Below are 16,856 nucleotides of genomic sequence, written 5' to 3'. Positions count from 1 at the left end.
CACACCATCTCAATTGGACAGCACCGCATGCAGTCCGTATAGTTTTATGTGTTGCCTGCGGTGATACACCGTAAGACACATGCGCGAGTGGCGGAATAGGCAGACGCGCACGGTTCAGGTCCGTGTGCCCGTGAGGGCGTGGGGGTTCAACTCCCCCCTCGCGCACCAACGATCCCCGGTTCGAAAGAACCGGGGATTTTTTCATATCCATAACCAATCCCCCGCTAAATGACGGGGTTCCAGAGCGATGGCGAGTGCATCACCTAAAATAGAATCGGGTGTGTTCATTCACAGAGCACACAGCAAACGCACAGACACGCTCGTTAAACTGAGCCTTTCGGATAAAGACCGTTTGCGCGGTCTGTTGCTCGGAATGGTCGTTGAGAAGGAGGCGGCATGAAGTTTTTCGACAAGCTGGGCAAGCTGGAGCAAGGCATCGGTCGCACTGTCGGCCTTTCCAAGGGCTTCGGCACCTTTGCGAAGGCGGATGTCGCTAACCGCGTCCGCATCATGATGGATGACGAGTCCTATGTGGACGGCAGTGGCCGCACTATGGCTCCTAATGTCTATACTCTCCGTTTCGCACCGGTTGATTTCCCTCGCGTGCGCGAGTGGGGCAACCCGTTCGCTGTTGAGCTGTGCGATTTGGCGATTTCGCACGCCCGCGCGCAGGGTTACACCCTGATTGGTGCGGTTCGCGTGACGTTCAACGTTCTTGATTCTCTCTCTGAGGGCGAGTTTGAGGTTGTTGCGACCTTCGAGCCGTTCTCTGTGCCGGAGGCTCCGGCGTCCCCGTCTTTGCGCGGCGCTACTAACTATGCGCCGGTGCGTCCGCCGCGCGAGTCTTCTTTGCCGACCCGCATTACGAAGCCGGCTGCTCAGCCGGCCCAGCCCGCACACCCTGCACAGCCCGCGCAGCCTGCACAGCCGCAGGCTCCTGTGGGTCGCCCGAGCATGCCTGTAGCACCCCCGGCAACGGCAGCTCCCCGTTTCTTCTTGGAGATTGAGGGTCGCATGCACCCGGTGAACCACCTGCCGTTTGTGCTGGGCCGCGGTTCTGATGCTGATCTTCGTCTGGATGATAAGGGCGTTTCTCGCCGTCACCTGCAGCTTTCGATGCAGGGTGGTGCGGTGGTCGCCTCCGATATGGGTTCTACTAATGGCACGTTGATTAACGGTGCGCCTCTGCGTGCGCCGGTGGTGCTGGCGAACGGTTCGCTGCTTCGCATGGGTAATACCCGCATCATTTTCCATAGTTCGACCGGAGGTGTCCGTTAATGGCGTCTGAATTGACCGTTACTATCCTTCGTTACGCTTTTCTGGCGCTCATCTGGTTCTTTGTTTTCCTGGTGGTTTCGGCGGCTCGCTGTGACCTGGGTTTGGGCAAGAACTATCGTGCGGCACCGGTTGATGCGGTTCCGGAGGCTACCCATATTGCGCCTCCGCCGACTCGCCCTTCGCAGCTTGTGATTACTGCCGGTGCGCAGGCTGGCGCCATGATGCAGCTGGGCGACCAGCCGATTACTATTGGCCGCGCTAATGACATTGAGGTGTCCCTGCAGGATGATTACGCCTCGGGCCGCCATGCGCGTCTGTTCCCTCAGGGTTCCCGTTGGTTCCTGGAGGATTTGAATTCTACTAATGGTACGTTCGTCAATGGCGAGCGTCTGACTCGTGCGACCCCGATTGAGCCCGGTGATGATTTCCGCGTTGGCGGTACCACCATGCAGTTGAGGGGCTAGTGTATGAAGATTGCTTTTCGTTTTGAGGCCCGCTCTGATACGGGTCTGAAACGCTCGAAGAATGATGACTCCGGCTACGGTGGTCGTTTCCTTGCGGTCGTTGCTGACGGCATGGGCGGTCACGTGGGCGGCGATGTCGCGTCGGCTACGACGGTTCTGAATCTGACTCCGCTTGACCACCCTGACTTTGAGGATGGTACCGGCAGCGTTTACCTGGCTGATGAGATTCAGAGCGCGAACCTGATTATTAATGAGCTGGCGGCAAATGATCCGCAGCTGGCGGGTATGGGTACGACCTGTACTGCCCTGCTGATTGACGGTGACTGCATTGAGTTCGCCCATATTGGTGACTCGCGTGCGTATCGTCTGCGTCCGGGTGCTGATGGCGAGTTTGAGCAGATTTCTACTGACCATACGTTTGTGCAGCGCCTGCTCAATGAGGGTCGTATTACCCCGCAGGAGGCGGAGAACCACCCGCATAAGAACGTGATTATGCGCGTTCTGGGTGATGTTGACGCGTCCCCTGAGCTGGAGTTGAAGACTCTGGACGCTGTTCCCGGCGAGCGCTGGGTGCTCTCTTCGGATGGTTTGGATGCTGTGGTGTCCCTGTCGGAGATTGAGCAGGTCATGCGTTCTACCGATGACCTGTCTGAGATTGCTGACACTCTGATTGCGATGACCTTGGAGCGTGGCGCTCCGGACAATGTCACGGTTGTGTCTCTGCAGGTGATTGACCGTGAGGTTCTGCCGGTGGATGAGCCGGTGGGTCCTTCGAGCCTGCCTGAGTCTGCTCTGCCTGATTCGATTGTGGCGGAGCAGGAGGTCAGCACGAACACTCAGAAGCTTCCCGAGGTTGCTGCCACGGCTGAAGCTGCTGAGGCTTTTTTGGGTGCGCACCATGATGAGGACTCTGAGGAGCATCATCGTCGGTCGTTGCGCCGTTTCCGTCGTGCTCGTGACTTCTCTGGCACCCTGTTGCACAGCGGTTCTGGGGCGGTTCGTCACCATATCGGTACGTACGATAACGCCGTGGATGCGGCTCTTACGAACGCTGCGATTTTGCGTAGCGAGTTGGGTTCCCGCCCGCATCAGCTGGTTGGTGCCGCTTCGGTGGCTACTGAGACCGGCATGATTCCGGCGGTGACTTCTCGTACCCTGGAGCATCGTGCGACGGTGGCTCAGCGTGTGCCGTTGAAGGTTGAGTCTGATGAGGCGGCCCTGCCGGCTGAGCTGGAGGAGCTGATTGCTGAGGACACTGAGGAGCGTTCGCGTCCGAGGTCGTGGCCGATTCGCCTGTTTATTACTCTGCTGGTTGCGGCTGTTTTGACGTTGGCTGCGTGGACCGGTCTGCGTTATGTAGAGCGTAGCTACTATGTGGGTGAGAGTGACGGCACGGTTGCGGTGTACAACGGTATTCCGCATGCGTTGGGCCCGATTCGCCTTTCTCACGTGGTGGAGAATACCGATATTCCTACGAGTGAGCTGAGCGATCATACGCGTTCTTTGTTGCGTAATGCGATTACGGCGAAGGACCTGGATGATGCGCACCAGATTGTGTCTCGTTTGAAGACTCAGGCGGATCAGACGCGTGAGAAGGCTGAGCAGGCTGCAGCTTCTGCGTCTGCCTCGGCTTCTGCGTCTGCCTCGGCATCTGCTTCCCCGAGCTCTGAGGCTCCCAGTGAGGCTCCGAGCTCTGAAGCACCGGGCTCTGATTCGGCATCCCCGGCTCCTGAGCAGGCTTCTTCGGAGGCTCCTGCTGCGGTAGGCGGTGAGAATAATGGCTAAGTTCTCGTTCCGTCGTGAGTCGGATGCGCCTCGTGCACGCCGTTTCACGGAGCTTTTCCTGCTGGTTTTGGCGGTGGGTATCAGCTCGTTCGGCATGTATCTGATTGATCCGGAGCATGCTTTTGATACGTCGAAGAGCCAGTGGTTGCCGTGCACGGTGGTGCTGGGTGCCGGTGCTCTTCTGATTCACCTAGTCATGCAGTTCCGCGCACGTTATGCTGATCCGTTTATTCTGCCGCTGGTGGTGGCGCTGAACGGTATTGGTTTGACCATGATTTATCGTCTGGACCCGCAGATTGCGGCGCCGGTGGGTGATGGTCAGCTGATGTGGACCGGCGTGTCTATGGTGCTGTGCGCGATTATCGTGTTCGTGCTCAGGGATTACCGTCTGCTACGTAAGGTCACGTACACCTCGCTGGTGTTGTCGATGATTCTGCTCATCATGCCGCTGGTTCCGGGTCTGGGTATGGAGCTTAATGGTGCTCGTATTTGGATTCATATCGGTAACCGCACGTTCCAGCCGGGTGAGGTCGCGAAGATTACTTTGGCGATTTTCTTCGCCGGCTATTTGGCGACGCACCGTGACCTGATTCTGGTGGCTGGCCGCCGTATTGGTCCGATTAATCTGCCGCGTCTGCGTGATTTGGCGCCGGTGTTCTTGGCGTGGATTGTGAGCCTGGGTGTTCTGGTGTTCCAGAAGGACCTTGGTTCGGCAATCATGTTCTTTGGTCTGTTCATGGCGATGCTGTACCTGTCGACCGGTCGTATTTCGTGGCTGGTGGTTGCGGGTATCGGTATGGCTGTGGGTGGCTATTTCGCGTACCACTATGTCTCGCACGTGCACGCCCGTATTTATGCGTGGGTGCATGCTTTTGATCCGGAGATTTACCAGGCGTCTCCTGGCGGTTCGGGTCAGATTCTGCAGGGCGTTTTCGGCCTGGCTTATGGCGGTCTTTTTGGCCGCGGTTGGGGTCAGGGCCGCGCGAACCTCGTCCCGTACGCTAACTCGGACATGATTATTTCCTCGTTGGGTGAGGAGCTGGGCCTGGTTGGTCTGGGCGCGATCCTGATGATGTTCATGCTCCTGGTTTCGCGCGGTTACCGTGCGGCGTTGGGTACTCGTGATGGTTTCGGTAAGCTGCTGGCTGCTGGCCTGTCTACGGTCATGGTTCTGCAGCTGTTCGTGGTGATTGGTGGCGTGACTCGCTTGATTCCGCTGACTGGTCTGACGACTCCTTTCATGTCTGCCGGTGGCTCCTCGTTGGTGGCTAACTGGATTATTGTGGCGCTGTGGCTGTCGATTTCTCATAGTGCCCGCGCACCTCACCTGGTGGCTGGTTATGATGCTCCGCAGGGTATTGACCATGCGGACACTAGCTACGAGCCGGAGGGTGCTACTAGCGTTCTGGCGCGTATTACGGCTAAGGATTCTGGAGGTGAGAAGAATGGATAGGGCTATTCGCCGCATGTGGATGTCTGCCGCGTGCGTGTTTGTCCTGCTGATGGGTACCCTCAGCTATATTCAGTTCTTCGATTCGAAGACGCTGATGAATAATCAGTGGAATTCTCGAGCGCTCTACGACAATTACGGTTCGGCACGTGGTTCGATTGTGGTTGATGGTACGGAGATTGCTTCGTCGGTGAAGTCTGATGATGAGTACAACTACCAGCGTGTGTATAACCACCCGCTTAAGTATGCGGCTCTGACCGGTTATTTCTCCACGATTTATGGCGCGACCGGTTTGGAAGCTGCTATGGATAAGGAGCTTGCCGGCACGAGCGATAGCCAGTTCTACGACCGTGTGGCGCAGCTGTTCAGTGGTTCTTCTGCGCAGGGCGCTAGCGTGGAGCTGACGATTAATTCGAAGCTTCAGGATATTGCCTATAACGCGTTGCAGGGCCGTAAGGGTGCTGTGGTGGCGTTGAACCCGAAGACTGGTGAGATTCTGGCGATGGCTTCTTCGCCGTCCTATGATCCGAATCTTCTGTCGTCTCATACGAGCTCTTCGGTGTTGGCAAATTACCAGGCTCTGACTTCTGATGAGGACAGCCCCCTGTTTAACCGTGCGATTGCGGGTAACACCTATTCGCCGGGTTCGACCTTCAAGATTATTGATGCGGTGGCGGCGCTGGAGTCCGGCAAGTACAACGCATCTTCGGTCATTGCGAACCCCGCGCAGTTGCCGCTGCCGGGCACGAACATCAGCCTGCCGAACTATACGGGCGGTCAGTGTTCGACCCGCACTCAGGTGACGATTGAGTGGGCTTTGGCTCAGTCCTGTAATACGCCGTTTGCGCAGATTGCGATGGATTTGGGTCAGGAGCGTATCGCGAAGACCGCTGAGAATTTTGGTTACGGCCAGGATTTGAAGATTCCGTTGACGGTTTCTAAGTCGTCTTTCCCGTCGAATCTGACGCAGAGCCAGCTGGCCCAGTCGGCGATTGGTCAGTACGACGTGAAGACCACTCCGCTGCAGGTGGCGATGACTTCTGCAGCGATTGCAAATGGCGGCGTGCAGATGAAGCCGAACCTGATTCGTTCGGTGAAGACCAGCAACCTGAGCACTTTGCAGGAGTTCTCTCCTGAGAAGCTGCGTACGTCCACTAGCCCTGAAATTGCTAACCAGGTGAAGCAGTGGATGGTGAATGCGGTTGATAATGGTATTGCACGTAATGCTGGTGTCTCCGGTGTGAAGGTGGCGGGTAAGACCGGTACCGCGGAGACCACGGCAGGTTTGAATAATTCTTGGTTTACCGGTTTCGCGCCGGCTGATGATCCTCAGATTGCGATTGCTGTGGTTTATGAGGATATTGACGTGGCGACCGGTGCCCAGTTGGCAACCAGTACTAGTAAGCAACTCTTTGAGGCGGTGTTGAACAAGTGAGGCCTGCGGCTGATATCACTTTGGGCGGGCGCTACACCCTAACCGAACGTATCGCGATTGGCGGTATGGGCGAGGTGTGGAAAGCTCGCGACAAGGTGCTTGGGCGCATCGTTGCGGTCAAGATCCTCAAGGAGGAGTACACCGGTGACCCGGGCTTCTTGGAGCGTTTCCGCGCTGAGGCCCGTAATACGGCGCTGTTGAACCACCCCGGCGTAGCGAATGTTTTTGACTACGGTGAGGAGGACAACTCCGCGTACCTGGTCATGGAACTGGTGCCGGGTAATCCGCTTTCGAGCATCATCGAGCATGAGACTACCCTGCCGCCGGACCGTATTCTGAACTTCATTGCTCAGACCGCTCGCGCGTTGGCTGCGGCTCATTCGCAGGGTCTGGTGCATCGTGACGTGAAGCCGGGTAACCTCATCATCACTCCGGATGACCGTGTGAAGGTGACCGATTTCGGTATTGCTCGTCTGGCTAACCAGGTGCCGTTGACGGCTACCGGCCAGGTGATGGGTACCGCCCAGTACCTGGCGCCGGAGCAGGCAACCGGTCAGGCGGCTACCGCGTCTTCGGATATGTACTCATTGGGCATTATTGGTTATGAGTGCCTGGTGGGTCGTCGTCCGTTTACAGGTGAGTCGCAGATTGCGATTGCGTTGGCTCAGGTGAATGACCCGCCGCCGCCGCTTCCGGAGACCATCCCGGCTCCTGCTCGTGCGCTGATTATGTGTCTGCTGGCGAAGGACCCGGCTCAGCGTCCTAAGGATGCGACCGCTCTGGCGTCTGCGGTGGATGCGATTCGTCGCCGCGATCTGAAGGCAGCGGTGAAGGCTGTTCCTCCGCTGGCGCAGTTCTTGGCTGAGGAGAATGCTGACGACGGTACTGTCGCTATGACTGCTATGGATGTGGCGGCGGAGCCGATTAGCGCTTCTGCTACTCCGCGTTTTGGTTCTGGTGGTCGTTTCTCGCCGGAGCCGACGACGGCGCCTATTCCTCGTACGGGTGCGCAGACCATGCGTCCAGCTTCGGGTCGTGTGAAGGCTGCTGTTGCCCCTCCGGCTAAGCGTGGATCGAACGTGTGGATGTGGGTTGCTCTGCTTCTGGCAATCGTGCTGATTGCTGGCGGTATTTGGACGGTCCTCTCCTCCAATAGTGGTGGCGGTTCGACTGATCCGGTTCCGAGCGCTTCTTCGTCTGTTGTTCCGACGAACACGGGTACCGTTTCGACGGTGGAGCCGACTGAGTCTGCTTCTGCCCGTGCTGCAAAGCAGAAGGTGACCATCAACGCGATTAACTATGAGGGTCGTGAACTGCAGGATGCGGTGAACGAGCTGAAGAACCTTGGCTTGTCCCCCAAGACTGAGGGTGTTGAGTCTACTCAGCCGGAGAACACGGTGATTTCGGTTTCTCCGACGGGTACTTTGGAGCAGGGTAATAGCGTGACTGTTCGCTATTCCACCGGTCCGAAGTCGGTGACTTTGCCGTCGAACCTTGAGGGTAAGAACGTTGATGAGGCGTCGAAGGCTGTTGCCGCTCTGGGTGTGAATGTTTCTCTGCATTATGAGAATTCGGACACGGCGGCCCCCGGTACGGTGCTTCGTACTACCCCCTCATCTGGCACCAAGGTCACGGTTGGTAGTAATGTAGACATGTATGTGGCCTCTTCCAGTTCGGGTAGGGGTTCGAGTGCGAGCGCTTCTGCTGCACCGTCTGCGTCGGCTTCTGCTTCCGCTTCTGCGTCGGCGCGTTAGCCCCTACATTTTGATTTAGTTTTAGTCTTAGTGATCCAGGAGAACTTATGGACCTGTCGGTTCCCGACACGGTTGATAACCGTTACAAGGTACTCGAGGTAATCGGTACCGGTGCGATGGCAACCGTTTATGCTGCTGAGGATACTCGCCTCGGCCGCAAGGTTGCGCTTAAGATTCTGCGCCCGGAGCAGGCCCAGGACGATACGTTCCGCGCACGCTTTAAGCGTGAGGCGGAGGCTGTGGCGTCTCTGAACAATCCTGCGATTGTTGCTGTCTATGACACCGGTTCGTATAACCCTTCGCAGGATGGTGGGGAGTCTGCTTCTTCGGAAGAGGGCACCGCTATTCCTTATATCGTGATGGAGTACGTGGAGGGTCATACTCTGCGTTCCATTCTGTCCCGTGGCGGTCATCTGCCGGTCCGTGATGCTTTGGGTTATTCCGAGCAGCTGCTGGGTGCTTTGCAGTACAGCCACTCGATGGGCATCATTCACCGCGATATTAAGCCGGCGAATATTATGGTGCTGGAGCGTACCAGCGAGGATATCGCTAAGGGTCAGCCGGGCCAGATCAAGGTCATGGATTTCGGTATTTCCCGTGCCATTGAGGAAGCTGGCGAGGCGCTGACCAAGGCTAATGTGGTGATGGGTAGCGCACGCTACATGTCCCCTGAGCAAGTGAGCGGCAAGGAAGTTGACGCCCGTAGCGACCTGTACTCTGCTGCTTGCGTAATTTACGAGATGATTGCTGGTCGTTCTCCGTTTGACGCTGAGTCGAATGTTGATCTGGCGGCTAAGCATCTTTCGGATGCCCCTGAGCCTCCGAGCAAGTTCACCCCGCTTGAGGTTCCTGCTGGTCTGGATGCTGTGATTCTGAAGGGTCTGGCGAAGAACCCGGATGAGCGTTATCAGAGTGCTGCTGAGTTCGCTCAGGCTCTGGCGTCGGTTGTTCGCCCGGGTGAAGAGACCGTGGTTCAGGATGCAGCGATGACTACTGCTTTTGTTCCTTCGGCGACTACTGCTTCCCTGGGTGAGGATTACGCCCCGTACACCACCTCGATTACTGAGGCTTCGGTGGAAGACGGCGGCCTCAACGGCTTCTTCGAGTATGAAGACGATGAGGAACTGTATGACGAGGAGGAGTACGCAGAGTACGATGAGTCTTCGCCGCGTAAGCGTGCGTGGGTTCGTTTCCTTGTGGGTACTCTGATTGTGGCTCTGCTGGTTTTCAGTGTCGGCTCGGTTCTGTACTACCAGAACAAGCTCAATGAGGTTCCGCAGGTTCAGGTTCCGGCTGTGGTGAATGTTTCCCGCGATGATGCCGATAACCAGCTGCGTAACCGAGGCTTCGTGGTGGAGTACCGTCAGGGCTACTCGGACAACATCAAGAAGGGCGACGTTATCAACGTTGAGCCGGGTGTCGGTTCTACGGTTAATAAGGGCTCGACCGTGGTTGTGACTGTTTCGAGCGGTCCGGAGAAGGTCAAGTTGCCGGATAACCTGCAGGGTCAGAGTGAGGCGTATGTCCGTAACGCTCTGAAGGACCTGGGTCTGGTGGATGGCCGCGTCTCCACTGTGGAGAGCGCTTCCGTTCCTGCCGGTATGGTTGTGGAGCTGTCCCCGGAGAAGGGCTCGACCGACGATAAGGGCGCTCAGACCGTTGAGGCTGGTAGCACCGTGAACATTGTCCTGTCCTCCGGTAAGGTAAAGGTCCCCTCGCTGGTGGGTCTGACCAAGGATCAGGCGATTGCTGCTCTGACCGCTCAGGATGTTCTGCTGAACACCAACATTGAGACTGTTCAGACTAACGAGCGTCCTGCGGGCACTGTGCTTTCGCAGAGCTCTGCGGCGGGTACTCTGGTGGCTCAGAACAGCACTGTGACGATCCGTGTGGCTGCTACTCCGACTCAGACGACCGCTCCGACTACTGCGGCTACTCAGCCTGCGGCGGCGACCGGTAACCAGAACGCTACTACTGGTAACCAGAACCAGCAGCGTTCTACCGCGGCTAACCAGCAGGCTACTCAGCCTGCGGCGGCGACCGGTAACCAGAACGCTACCACTGGTAACCAGAACCAGCAGCGTTCTACCGCTACGGCTACTCCGGCACCGGCTGCGTCCGCTACTGCGGGTACCCGTACGATTCAGGGTACTAACGCGAATACCAATGCGAACAACGCTAATAATGCAAACGCTAACGCCCGCTAAGGGGTTCTAGCGGTTAGCAAAAGGGGCGGCGCTCCACACCGTTGGGTGTGGGGTGCCGCCCCTTTTCGCGTATCTGGGCTTGTTCGTGTATCTGGGTTTGCTCGTAGCTAGGGGTCCAGATATAGCTATCGCCTCCAGTTTCCCTGTAGCGTGTCTGCTACGGGGCTTCTGGAGGCGATATAAGCCGTTGAGGGCTTCTTAGGCTAGAAGTACTAGGCCATGAGGGGCGAGAGGCTCTTAGCGCGCTCTGCGGCTCCCTGCAGGCCGGTTTCTTCGAGCCAGTTGCCAAGCATGAGGTATCCGCTTTCGGTCAGGACCGATTCGGGGTGGAACTGCACGCCGTGCATGGGGGCCTCGCGGTGGCGCAGGCCCATGATGATGCCGTTGTCGGTGGTGGAGGTGGTTTCCAGGACCTCGGGCATGGTTTCGGGTATAACCGCCAGGGAGTGGTAGCGGGTCGCGGTGAAGGGGCAGGGCACGTCCTTGAACACGGAGACGTTCTCGTGCACGAGGCGGGAGGTCTTGCCGTGCATCAGCTCGGGGGCGTGGGTGACGGTGCCGCCGAATGCCTCCGCGATGGCCTGGTGGCCGAGGCAGACACCCAGTAGCGGCTTCTTCGCTTCGGCTGCCCAGCGGATGGTGTCAATGATGACGCCTGCCTCTGCGGGGGCACCGGGGCCGGGAGAGACAAGCACGCCATCGTGTTCTTCGGCGAGCTTGATGACTTCGGCGAGCTCGTATTCGTCGTTACGGATGACGGTGGTTTCAGCGCCGAGCTGCTGGATGTAGCCGACGAGGGTGAAGACGAAGCTGTCGTAGTTGTCGATAACAAGGATGCGGGTCATGGCACGTCCTTAGCGCTAATGGTTGATGGTGACGTTCAGGTTGAAGGGGCCGTACTCTGCGAAGTGGGGGAAGACGAATTCCATGAGCAGGTAGACTACGGCGAGTATCAGCACGATGGCGATGATGATGCGAACCCACAGGGGGCCGGGAAGGTGGCGGAAAATCCATGCGTACATCTGCTTTTCCTCTCAGATTTAGGATCCTGCAACGGAGGCGGCAATTTCTGCGGGTGCTCCGGCTGCGGCGGGCTGCCAGGATTCGAGGCGGGCGTGGACAATGTATCGTTCGGTGTCGCCGTAGCGCGGGTGGCAGGTGGTGAGCGTCAGGAGGCGCTCGGTGGGTGCTACGCCGGGCTGTCCGGGGACGGGTTCGATGACTTCTACCTGGTCGGGTTGCACGATTTCGTGGCTGTAGACGGTGTAGGTGTAGTAGCCGTCTTTGGTACGCACGTAGATGTGGTCGCCTTCGGTGAGCAGGTCGATGTCGTTGAGGACTTTACCGCGGGTTTGGCGGTGGCCTGCGAGGGAGAAGTTGCCGACCTGTCCGGGCATGGCGCTTCCTTCGTAGTGGCCGAGTCCGAGGGAGTCGAGCACGTCGGAGCTGGTGCCCTGGGTGGCGGGGCGCTGGTAGTCGGATCCGAACTTGGGGATGTAGACGACGCCGAAGACTTCACCGTGGCCGGGTTCGCTCAGACCTGCGGGAGGGGTGTTGGGGTCCCAGTCGGGGACGGGTTCGCCGGGATTGGAGTCGAATTCCTGAACGAGGGTGCTGACGGCTTGGGATTGGGTGCGGTCGGCGTCGATGTTGGTCCACCAGAGTTGCCAGGCAACAAAGAGCAACAGTAGGAGGCCGACGGTGATAAGGAGTTCGCCTGTAATCTGGATGATCCAGTGCAGCACGGTGCGGGGGCGGCGCTCTGCGGTGGGTGCCGTTCCTTGGCTCATGCGTTCTCCTTTGTCCTTTGGGTTGTGTATGTTCTTGGGCGCCGGGTGGCGTTCCTTATCTTTCAACGCACGGAGAAGGTGAAATCATCCCGTAAGTCTGCAAAGATAGGTGTGAACATATATTTTTAGGTTACCCATACAACAATAAGCGGAGGAAGTATGTCGACCAACTCGGCTAAGGCATCGTCCAAGAAGAAGTCTCAGAAGTCTGCTAAGTCTGAGGTGGAGGATGCAAGCGAGCTGCGTCTGCGTGAGATTGCTCGTGAGATGGAGAGCGGCACGCAGCTGAAGGAGCAGACTCCGTTGTGGTACCGAGTGATTATGTTCTCGCTGCTGGCGGTGGGCATTCTGTGGATTATTGTTTTCTACATTACGCAGGGCCTGTTCCCGATTCCTGATTTGGGTATGTGGAATGTGAGTGTTGGTGTGGGCGCCATGATGGTGAGCATGCTGATGATGACTCGTTGGCGCTAGAGTTTTAGGCGTTATGACTTAGGCGTTAGAGCTTATAGAGAGGCGGCCGTCCCGTGTGGGGCGGCCGCCTCTGTATGTGTGGTGGGGTGTTATAGGGTTTTATTACCCGGTTCTTATATTCTTATATAAGAATATAGTCTAGTCAGACATATATTTTTAACAATTTGGTTAATTTCAGAATCTTGAATCAATGAACCCTTTAGTAGATTAGGTCGCCTCGTGCCGCTTCGTGGACGCGGCGGGTTACGGTCTCCATAACGGGCGAGTTGATGTTCCAGCGCTGCCAGTAGAGGGGGAATTCTACCGGGGTTGCGGCGAGCTTCACGAGGTGCCCGCTTTCGAGCTCTTCGGCGCATTGCGCCTCAGGAATGAGACCCCAGGCAATACCGGAGCTGACGGCTCGCGCATAGTCCGGAGATGAGGGAATGTAGATGGTGGGGCTTTGGGTGAAGGTTTCTTCAGCCTCTAGACCTACCTCTTTTTCGATGAGGGCTCGCGCCACATCCTGCACAAAGTCTTTACGGTCATATTCGACGACGGGGGCACGATTGAGCTCTTCGCGACTCATGGTCTTGGGCCAGCCGGGCAGGTACCGCTGCACGAAGTCGGGGGTGGCAACGCACCAGTAGCGTGCCACACCGAGGGTTTCGACGGAGCAGCCGGGGATTTTTTCGGGTTTGGAGGTGATGACTGCCATGACTTCTCCGGATCGGAGCATAGCGGAGGAGTGGAATTCGCCTTCTCGTCGCAGGTCACAGAAGATGCTGTCTTCGCGGCTGAGGATTCCTACGGCGTCGAGGAACCAGGTAGCGAGTGAGTCGGCGTTGACGGCAACGGAGACGCTCTGGAAGCCGCCGGCGCCCATGAGTTCGCGTTCCATTTCTTGCTGCAGGAATTCGCTTTGTCGGGCGATGCGCAGTACGCTTTGTCCGGCGTCGGTGGGGGTGACGGGGTTGCTTCGGCGTACCAGGACTTTTCCGGCAATCTGTTCCATGGCTTTGATGCGCTGGGAGATGGCGGAGGGGCTCACTCGCAGGATATCTGCTGCCGCGTCGAAGGTGCCGTATTCAATGACGGTGGCGAAGGTGGTGAGCTGGTCGGTACTGAAACGTGTCATAAGAATATCTTACGCAGTGTGAAAATATTTAGATAGATTTAGGGTCCTTTTTCCCGTATTCTCGTCTCTGGCACTTCACACTTCAGCTAACGCAGGCTTTATCCCTGCGTCGCGAGCTTTTGCCTGGCAAGCTGGTAGTAAGAGAGCCGCTACCCACCACTGCGTACGCGGGTTCATACCCCGTTTGATCAACAGAGAAAGTTTCACGATGTCCGCATCCCTCTCCCTGCTGTTTCTGGGTGCTACCACCACGATTTCTTTGGTGGCGGCTATTGGCGCCCAGGGAACTTTTGTGCTGCGTCAGGGTATTTTGGGTCGGCATATTACCCCGATTATTATTTTCTGCATTCTGTCGGATGCTCTGATGATTGGTTTGGGCGTTGTGGGTCTGGGTGCCCTGTTGGATGCGGCGCCGTGGTTTATTGAGGTGTTCCGCTACGTGGGTGCGGCGTTTTTGGCGTGGTTCGGCTACGAGTCGGCGAAGCGTGTTTTCATCCCGCATGCGGTTGTCGTTGAGGAGGGTACCGAGGATGCGCAGTCTTTGAAGGCGGCCCTGCTGACCACGGCGGCGGTCACCTACCTCAACCCGCTGGCATGGTTGGACACAACGATTTTCCTCGGTTCTCTGGCTAATACGCAGGGCGATCCCGGCCGCTGGTGGTATTACCTGGGATGCTGCTGCGGTAGCGTGCTGTGGTTCCTCATGATTGGCTACGGCTCACGAATTTTACGTCCGCTCTTTGCCCGCCCGGAGGCCTGGCGTGTACTTGATGCGGCGGTGGCCCTACTCATGGTGTATCTGGTATTCAACCTGCTGACAGTGAACCTGTCGACTCATTAGCTTTTATCCCCCTGACTTGCCTCTTTATGCTTTGTCAGTCTCTTTTTCAGTGCTCTTCTCCTCTTCGAGGGGTATGAGCACTTCATTTTTGGGCATGGTGAGTAGGCCCAGGTAGATATCGCGAATGATCAGGATGTGTTTGATTCGCTCAATCATGGGCTTGAGGAAGCTTCGGGCGTATTTTTCGTCGCTACTGGTGGTTGCAACGAAGTTGAGCCCGGAGAACACGGCAACGATCATGGACACCTTGATGACGACGGCGTTGATGTTGGTGTCTACGCCGAGGATTTTGAGGTGTTCGGGTTTGATGCTCATCCAGGATTCGATGGTGGTGTCGCTAATGGCGATGGACGAGAAGCCCATGAAGAATCCGAAGACGAGCAGCATGAAGAGGGTCGCCTGAATGATCTGCCCGATCATGGGGATGATGATGAGGTTGCTCCAGGGCGCGATTTTGAGGGGTCGGTGTTCGAGGATTTTCTTCTCTTCGACCCAGTCTTGGGCAGTGTTCCAGATTCCGCCTTCGAGGGCTGCGGCATACTCGTAGTCGTTGTCGCTAAAGCGTGCGATGTCGTCGCCTCTGGAGCGCCCCAGCAGGCGCGCTGTGCGTTCCAGGGAGGTTGTGACGACCACGAACACGGCGAGTAGCCCCATGAGGCCCAGAACCGCCCAGGTCCGCGGGAAGCTGAGTCCGTTGGCGAGCTTCCAGAGGTCTGCGTTCACGAAGATAAAGAGTACGGACACCATGAGTACGGGCAGTACTTTCGCGATCATGGGCGACAGGGATGCGAGCTGGTGGATGGCGTGCTTGAGGGACCAGCCGAGTACGGTATCTACGCCCAAGAAGATGGCGAGGTAGATTCCGATAACAATCAGGGGGAAGACCTGTCCGCCGTCATAGACGAAGTCTATGCCTTCAAGGGTGCTTGCTTCGAAGACGCCGGTGGTGAAGAGCATTCCGGCAAAAAGTAGGGTAAGAATACCCGTGGTGATTTGAACCCACTGCGGGGTACGGACCATCAGCATGTGAGCAAGAGCGATGAACGCACCGGAGATAATCGGCATAACGAGGAAAATCCCGCCGAGTACGAGCACTGGGAGTACTTCGTTGCTGAGGGCGCTATCGCTTGTGAGAGCTTTGATGTAGTTCGGTAGGGAACCCTTCACGTCCTCTACGACGAAGAGGAGAATGTCGCGCAGGAAGATATAGCAGATATGCATGATGCCAGCCCACAGGATCCACGGCACGGAGCGTGGGAACGCATCGAGAGCACGTTGACGGGCAGGAATAATGAGGGGCACGCCCTGTTTACGGAACCAGATATTGCTCTGCTTTAGCATGTCAGCCCTGGTGTAATGGTGAGGTTGCGCCTCTTCTGCTGTGGCTTTAGTACGCAGCCGCGCCCAGATGGGGCGTGCGTCCTTCTGCTGCGGGGTGTTCTGGTCCTGTGTGCTCATGACATACCACTCTACAGGGGTTGAGAACCTCTTTTATCCGAAGGCCCCTATAGCTCTTCTCGCTGGAGTTCAGTTCCAATGAAACGACTGTAGGCACCCATAAGTAGGGCTGCTGCTGCTTCCTGTTCAGCGTAGATGCCCAGTTCCTCGTCTTCACGACCAGTGTAGGTGCCGCTACTGATTTCGAGCAGGGATAACGGTCCTTCTGCGGTCTCCGGTGCCAGGGCATCCAGGATGAAGCTCAGGCTTTCTTCTGATTCTTCAGCTACTCCCAGGAGGCGTCCCAAGTGTGTACCCGGGTAGGGTGCGATGGTGAGGACGTCTTCGTTCTCGCATTGGATAATGCGTGCGACAGGAATGATATCCCCGGCTGCGGTCTCTTCGAGCAGTAGCTCAGTGGAGAGGTCGATATGGCTTTCCTCGCTCTGTAGGAGCTGCCTGGGCCACCAGAGGTGAATGTATTCGGTCAGTGCCGCCCAGGTTTCGTGAGGCTCCAGTGTGCTCTCTACGTAGAGGGCTGCCGTTCGTTCTTCACCGTTGTGTTGGTGCTGCTGATCGACGGGCTCTGGTGCGTGGGAAAACATGGGGTAGTGCATGGTTCTACTCTATCCCAGTGTGTCTGTGAAGAGCATTCTTCCTTGTAGTCAGAGCCATAGACAAGGGTCTGAGGGTACAAAAAAAGGGGGCAGACCCATGCGGGTCTGCCCCCTTTCTAACTTTAGCTGTTAAAGCAAAAGAGCCCGCGCAAGCGGGCTCTTTTTATTGCCTATTGGATTGTTATCCAAAAACCATACAGTGAACGC

Annotated in this window: 15 protein-coding genes and 1 tRNA gene; 10 read left to right on the top strand and 6 right to left on the bottom strand. The window is 57.1% G+C overall.

The genetic code is table 11. The annotated features are described in order from the left end of the window. Positions 1-81: 81 nt before the first annotated feature. From HMPREF2894_RS02835 to pknB, 8 genes are all read left to right on the top strand, one after another. Positions 82-168: transfer RNA gene (locus HMPREF2894_RS02835), tRNA-Leu, on the top strand. 228 nt (positions 169-396) lie between these two features. Beyond that, on the top strand, positions 397-1,278 hold the full coding sequence (locus HMPREF2894_RS02830; protein ID WP_049357188.1) for an FhaA domain-containing protein: 882 nt from the start codon (positions 397-399) through the stop codon (positions 1,276-1,278). Next, positions 1,278-1,742: an FHA domain-containing protein FhaB/FipA gene (locus HMPREF2894_RS02825; RefSeq protein WP_070677708.1), complete on the top strand. Its 465-nt coding sequence runs from the start codon at positions 1,278-1,280 to the stop codon at positions 1,740-1,742. The genes HMPREF2894_RS02830 and HMPREF2894_RS02825 overlap by 1 nt, the downstream gene beginning before the upstream one ends. Positions 1,743-1,745: 3 nt before the next feature. Continuing rightward, positions 1,746-3,527 (top strand): PP2C family protein-serine/threonine phosphatase, encoded by a 1,782-nt coding sequence (locus HMPREF2894_RS02820; RefSeq protein WP_070677706.1) that lies wholly within the window; start codon positions 1,746-1,748, stop codon positions 3,525-3,527. Then, on the top strand, positions 3,520-4,980 hold the full coding sequence (locus HMPREF2894_RS02815; protein WP_005507381.1) for an FtsW/RodA/SpoVE family cell cycle protein: 1,461 nt from the start codon (positions 3,520-3,522) through the stop codon (positions 4,978-4,980). The genes HMPREF2894_RS02820 and HMPREF2894_RS02815 overlap by 8 nt, the downstream gene beginning before the upstream one ends. Beyond that, positions 4,973-6,412, top strand: coding sequence for a peptidoglycan D,D-transpeptidase FtsI family protein (locus HMPREF2894_RS02810; RefSeq protein ID WP_049345751.1), 1,440 nt, complete (start codon positions 4,973-4,975; stop codon positions 6,410-6,412). The genes HMPREF2894_RS02815 and HMPREF2894_RS02810 overlap by 8 nt, the downstream gene beginning before the upstream one ends. Beyond that, positions 6,409-8,166, top strand: coding sequence for a protein kinase domain-containing protein (locus HMPREF2894_RS02805; protein ID WP_070505496.1), 1,758 nt, complete (start codon positions 6,409-6,411; stop codon positions 8,164-8,166). Before HMPREF2894_RS02810 ends, HMPREF2894_RS02805 begins: the two co-directional genes overlap by 4 nt. A 47-nt stretch (positions 8,167-8,213) precedes the next feature. Then, entirely contained in the window at positions 8,214-10,373 is a 2,160-nt protein-coding gene (gene pknB / locus HMPREF2894_RS02800) for a Stk1 family PASTA domain-containing Ser/Thr kinase (RefSeq protein ID WP_049345746.1), read from the top strand. 212 nt (positions 10,374-10,585) lie between these two features. On the opposite strand, the gene HMPREF2894_RS02795 is transcribed toward pknB, so the two are convergent. The 3 genes from HMPREF2894_RS02795 to HMPREF2894_RS02790 are packed head-to-tail and all read right to left on the bottom strand — an operon-like array spanning position 10,586 to position 12,163. Next, complete coding sequence (locus tag HMPREF2894_RS02795; RefSeq protein WP_070593885.1) at positions 10,586-11,218, bottom strand: aminodeoxychorismate/anthranilate synthase component II; 633 nt, start codon at positions 11,216-11,218, stop codon at positions 10,586-10,588. 15 nt (positions 11,219-11,233) lie between these two features. Beyond that, on the bottom strand, positions 11,234-11,395 hold the full coding sequence (locus HMPREF2894_RS09090) for a hypothetical protein (RefSeq protein ID WP_005507386.1): 162 nt from the start codon (positions 11,393-11,395) through the stop codon (positions 11,234-11,236). Positions 11,396-11,413: 18 nt separating this feature from the next. Then, the gene (locus tag HMPREF2894_RS02790; RefSeq protein WP_070593887.1) at positions 11,414-12,163 is read right to left on the bottom strand and encodes a class E sortase; all 750 of its coding nucleotides are present in this window, start codon (positions 12,161-12,163) and stop codon (positions 11,414-11,416) included. Between the two features lie 159 nt (positions 12,164-12,322). Between HMPREF2894_RS02790 and HMPREF2894_RS02785 the strand changes: the two genes are divergently transcribed. Further along, the gene (locus HMPREF2894_RS02785; RefSeq protein WP_005507388.1) at positions 12,323-12,637 is read left to right on the top strand and encodes a cell division protein CrgA; all 315 of its coding nucleotides are present in this window, start codon (positions 12,323-12,325) and stop codon (positions 12,635-12,637) included. A gap of 199 nt (positions 12,638-12,836) precedes the next feature. On the opposite strand, the gene HMPREF2894_RS02780 is transcribed toward HMPREF2894_RS02785, so the two are convergent. Next, positions 12,837-13,754 carry a LysR family transcriptional regulator ArgP gene (locus tag HMPREF2894_RS02780; protein ID WP_049350261.1) on the bottom strand — a complete coding sequence of 306 codons (918 nt, stop codon included), beginning with the start codon at positions 13,752-13,754 and terminating at the stop codon, positions 12,837-12,839. A 208-nt stretch (positions 13,755-13,962) separates the two neighbouring features. Between HMPREF2894_RS02780 and HMPREF2894_RS02775 the strand changes: the two genes are divergently transcribed. After that, a complete protein-coding gene (locus HMPREF2894_RS02775; protein WP_044150899.1) occupies positions 13,963-14,595 on the top strand; it encodes a LysE/ArgO family amino acid transporter in 633 nt (210 codons plus the stop codon). A gap of 24 nt (positions 14,596-14,619) precedes the next feature. On the opposite strand, the gene HMPREF2894_RS02770 is transcribed toward HMPREF2894_RS02775, so the two are convergent. Continuing rightward, complete coding sequence (locus HMPREF2894_RS02770) at positions 14,620-16,053, bottom strand: D-mannonate dehydratase (RefSeq protein WP_070593888.1); 1,434 nt, start codon at positions 16,051-16,053, stop codon at positions 14,620-14,622. Positions 16,054-16,100: 47 nt separating this feature from the next. Further along, entirely contained in the window at positions 16,101-16,637 is a 537-nt protein-coding gene (locus tag HMPREF2894_RS02765; protein WP_231840270.1) for a GTPase, read from the bottom strand. Positions 16,638-16,856 lie beyond the last annotated feature (219 nt).

Origin of the sequence: Rothia sp. HMSC066G02 (genome assembly GCF_001813145.1) — a bacterium.
Taxonomy (GTDB): domain Bacteria; phylum Actinomycetota; class Actinomycetes; order Actinomycetales; family Micrococcaceae; genus Rothia.
This window is presented reverse-complemented; position numbering and strand designations above follow the sequence as displayed.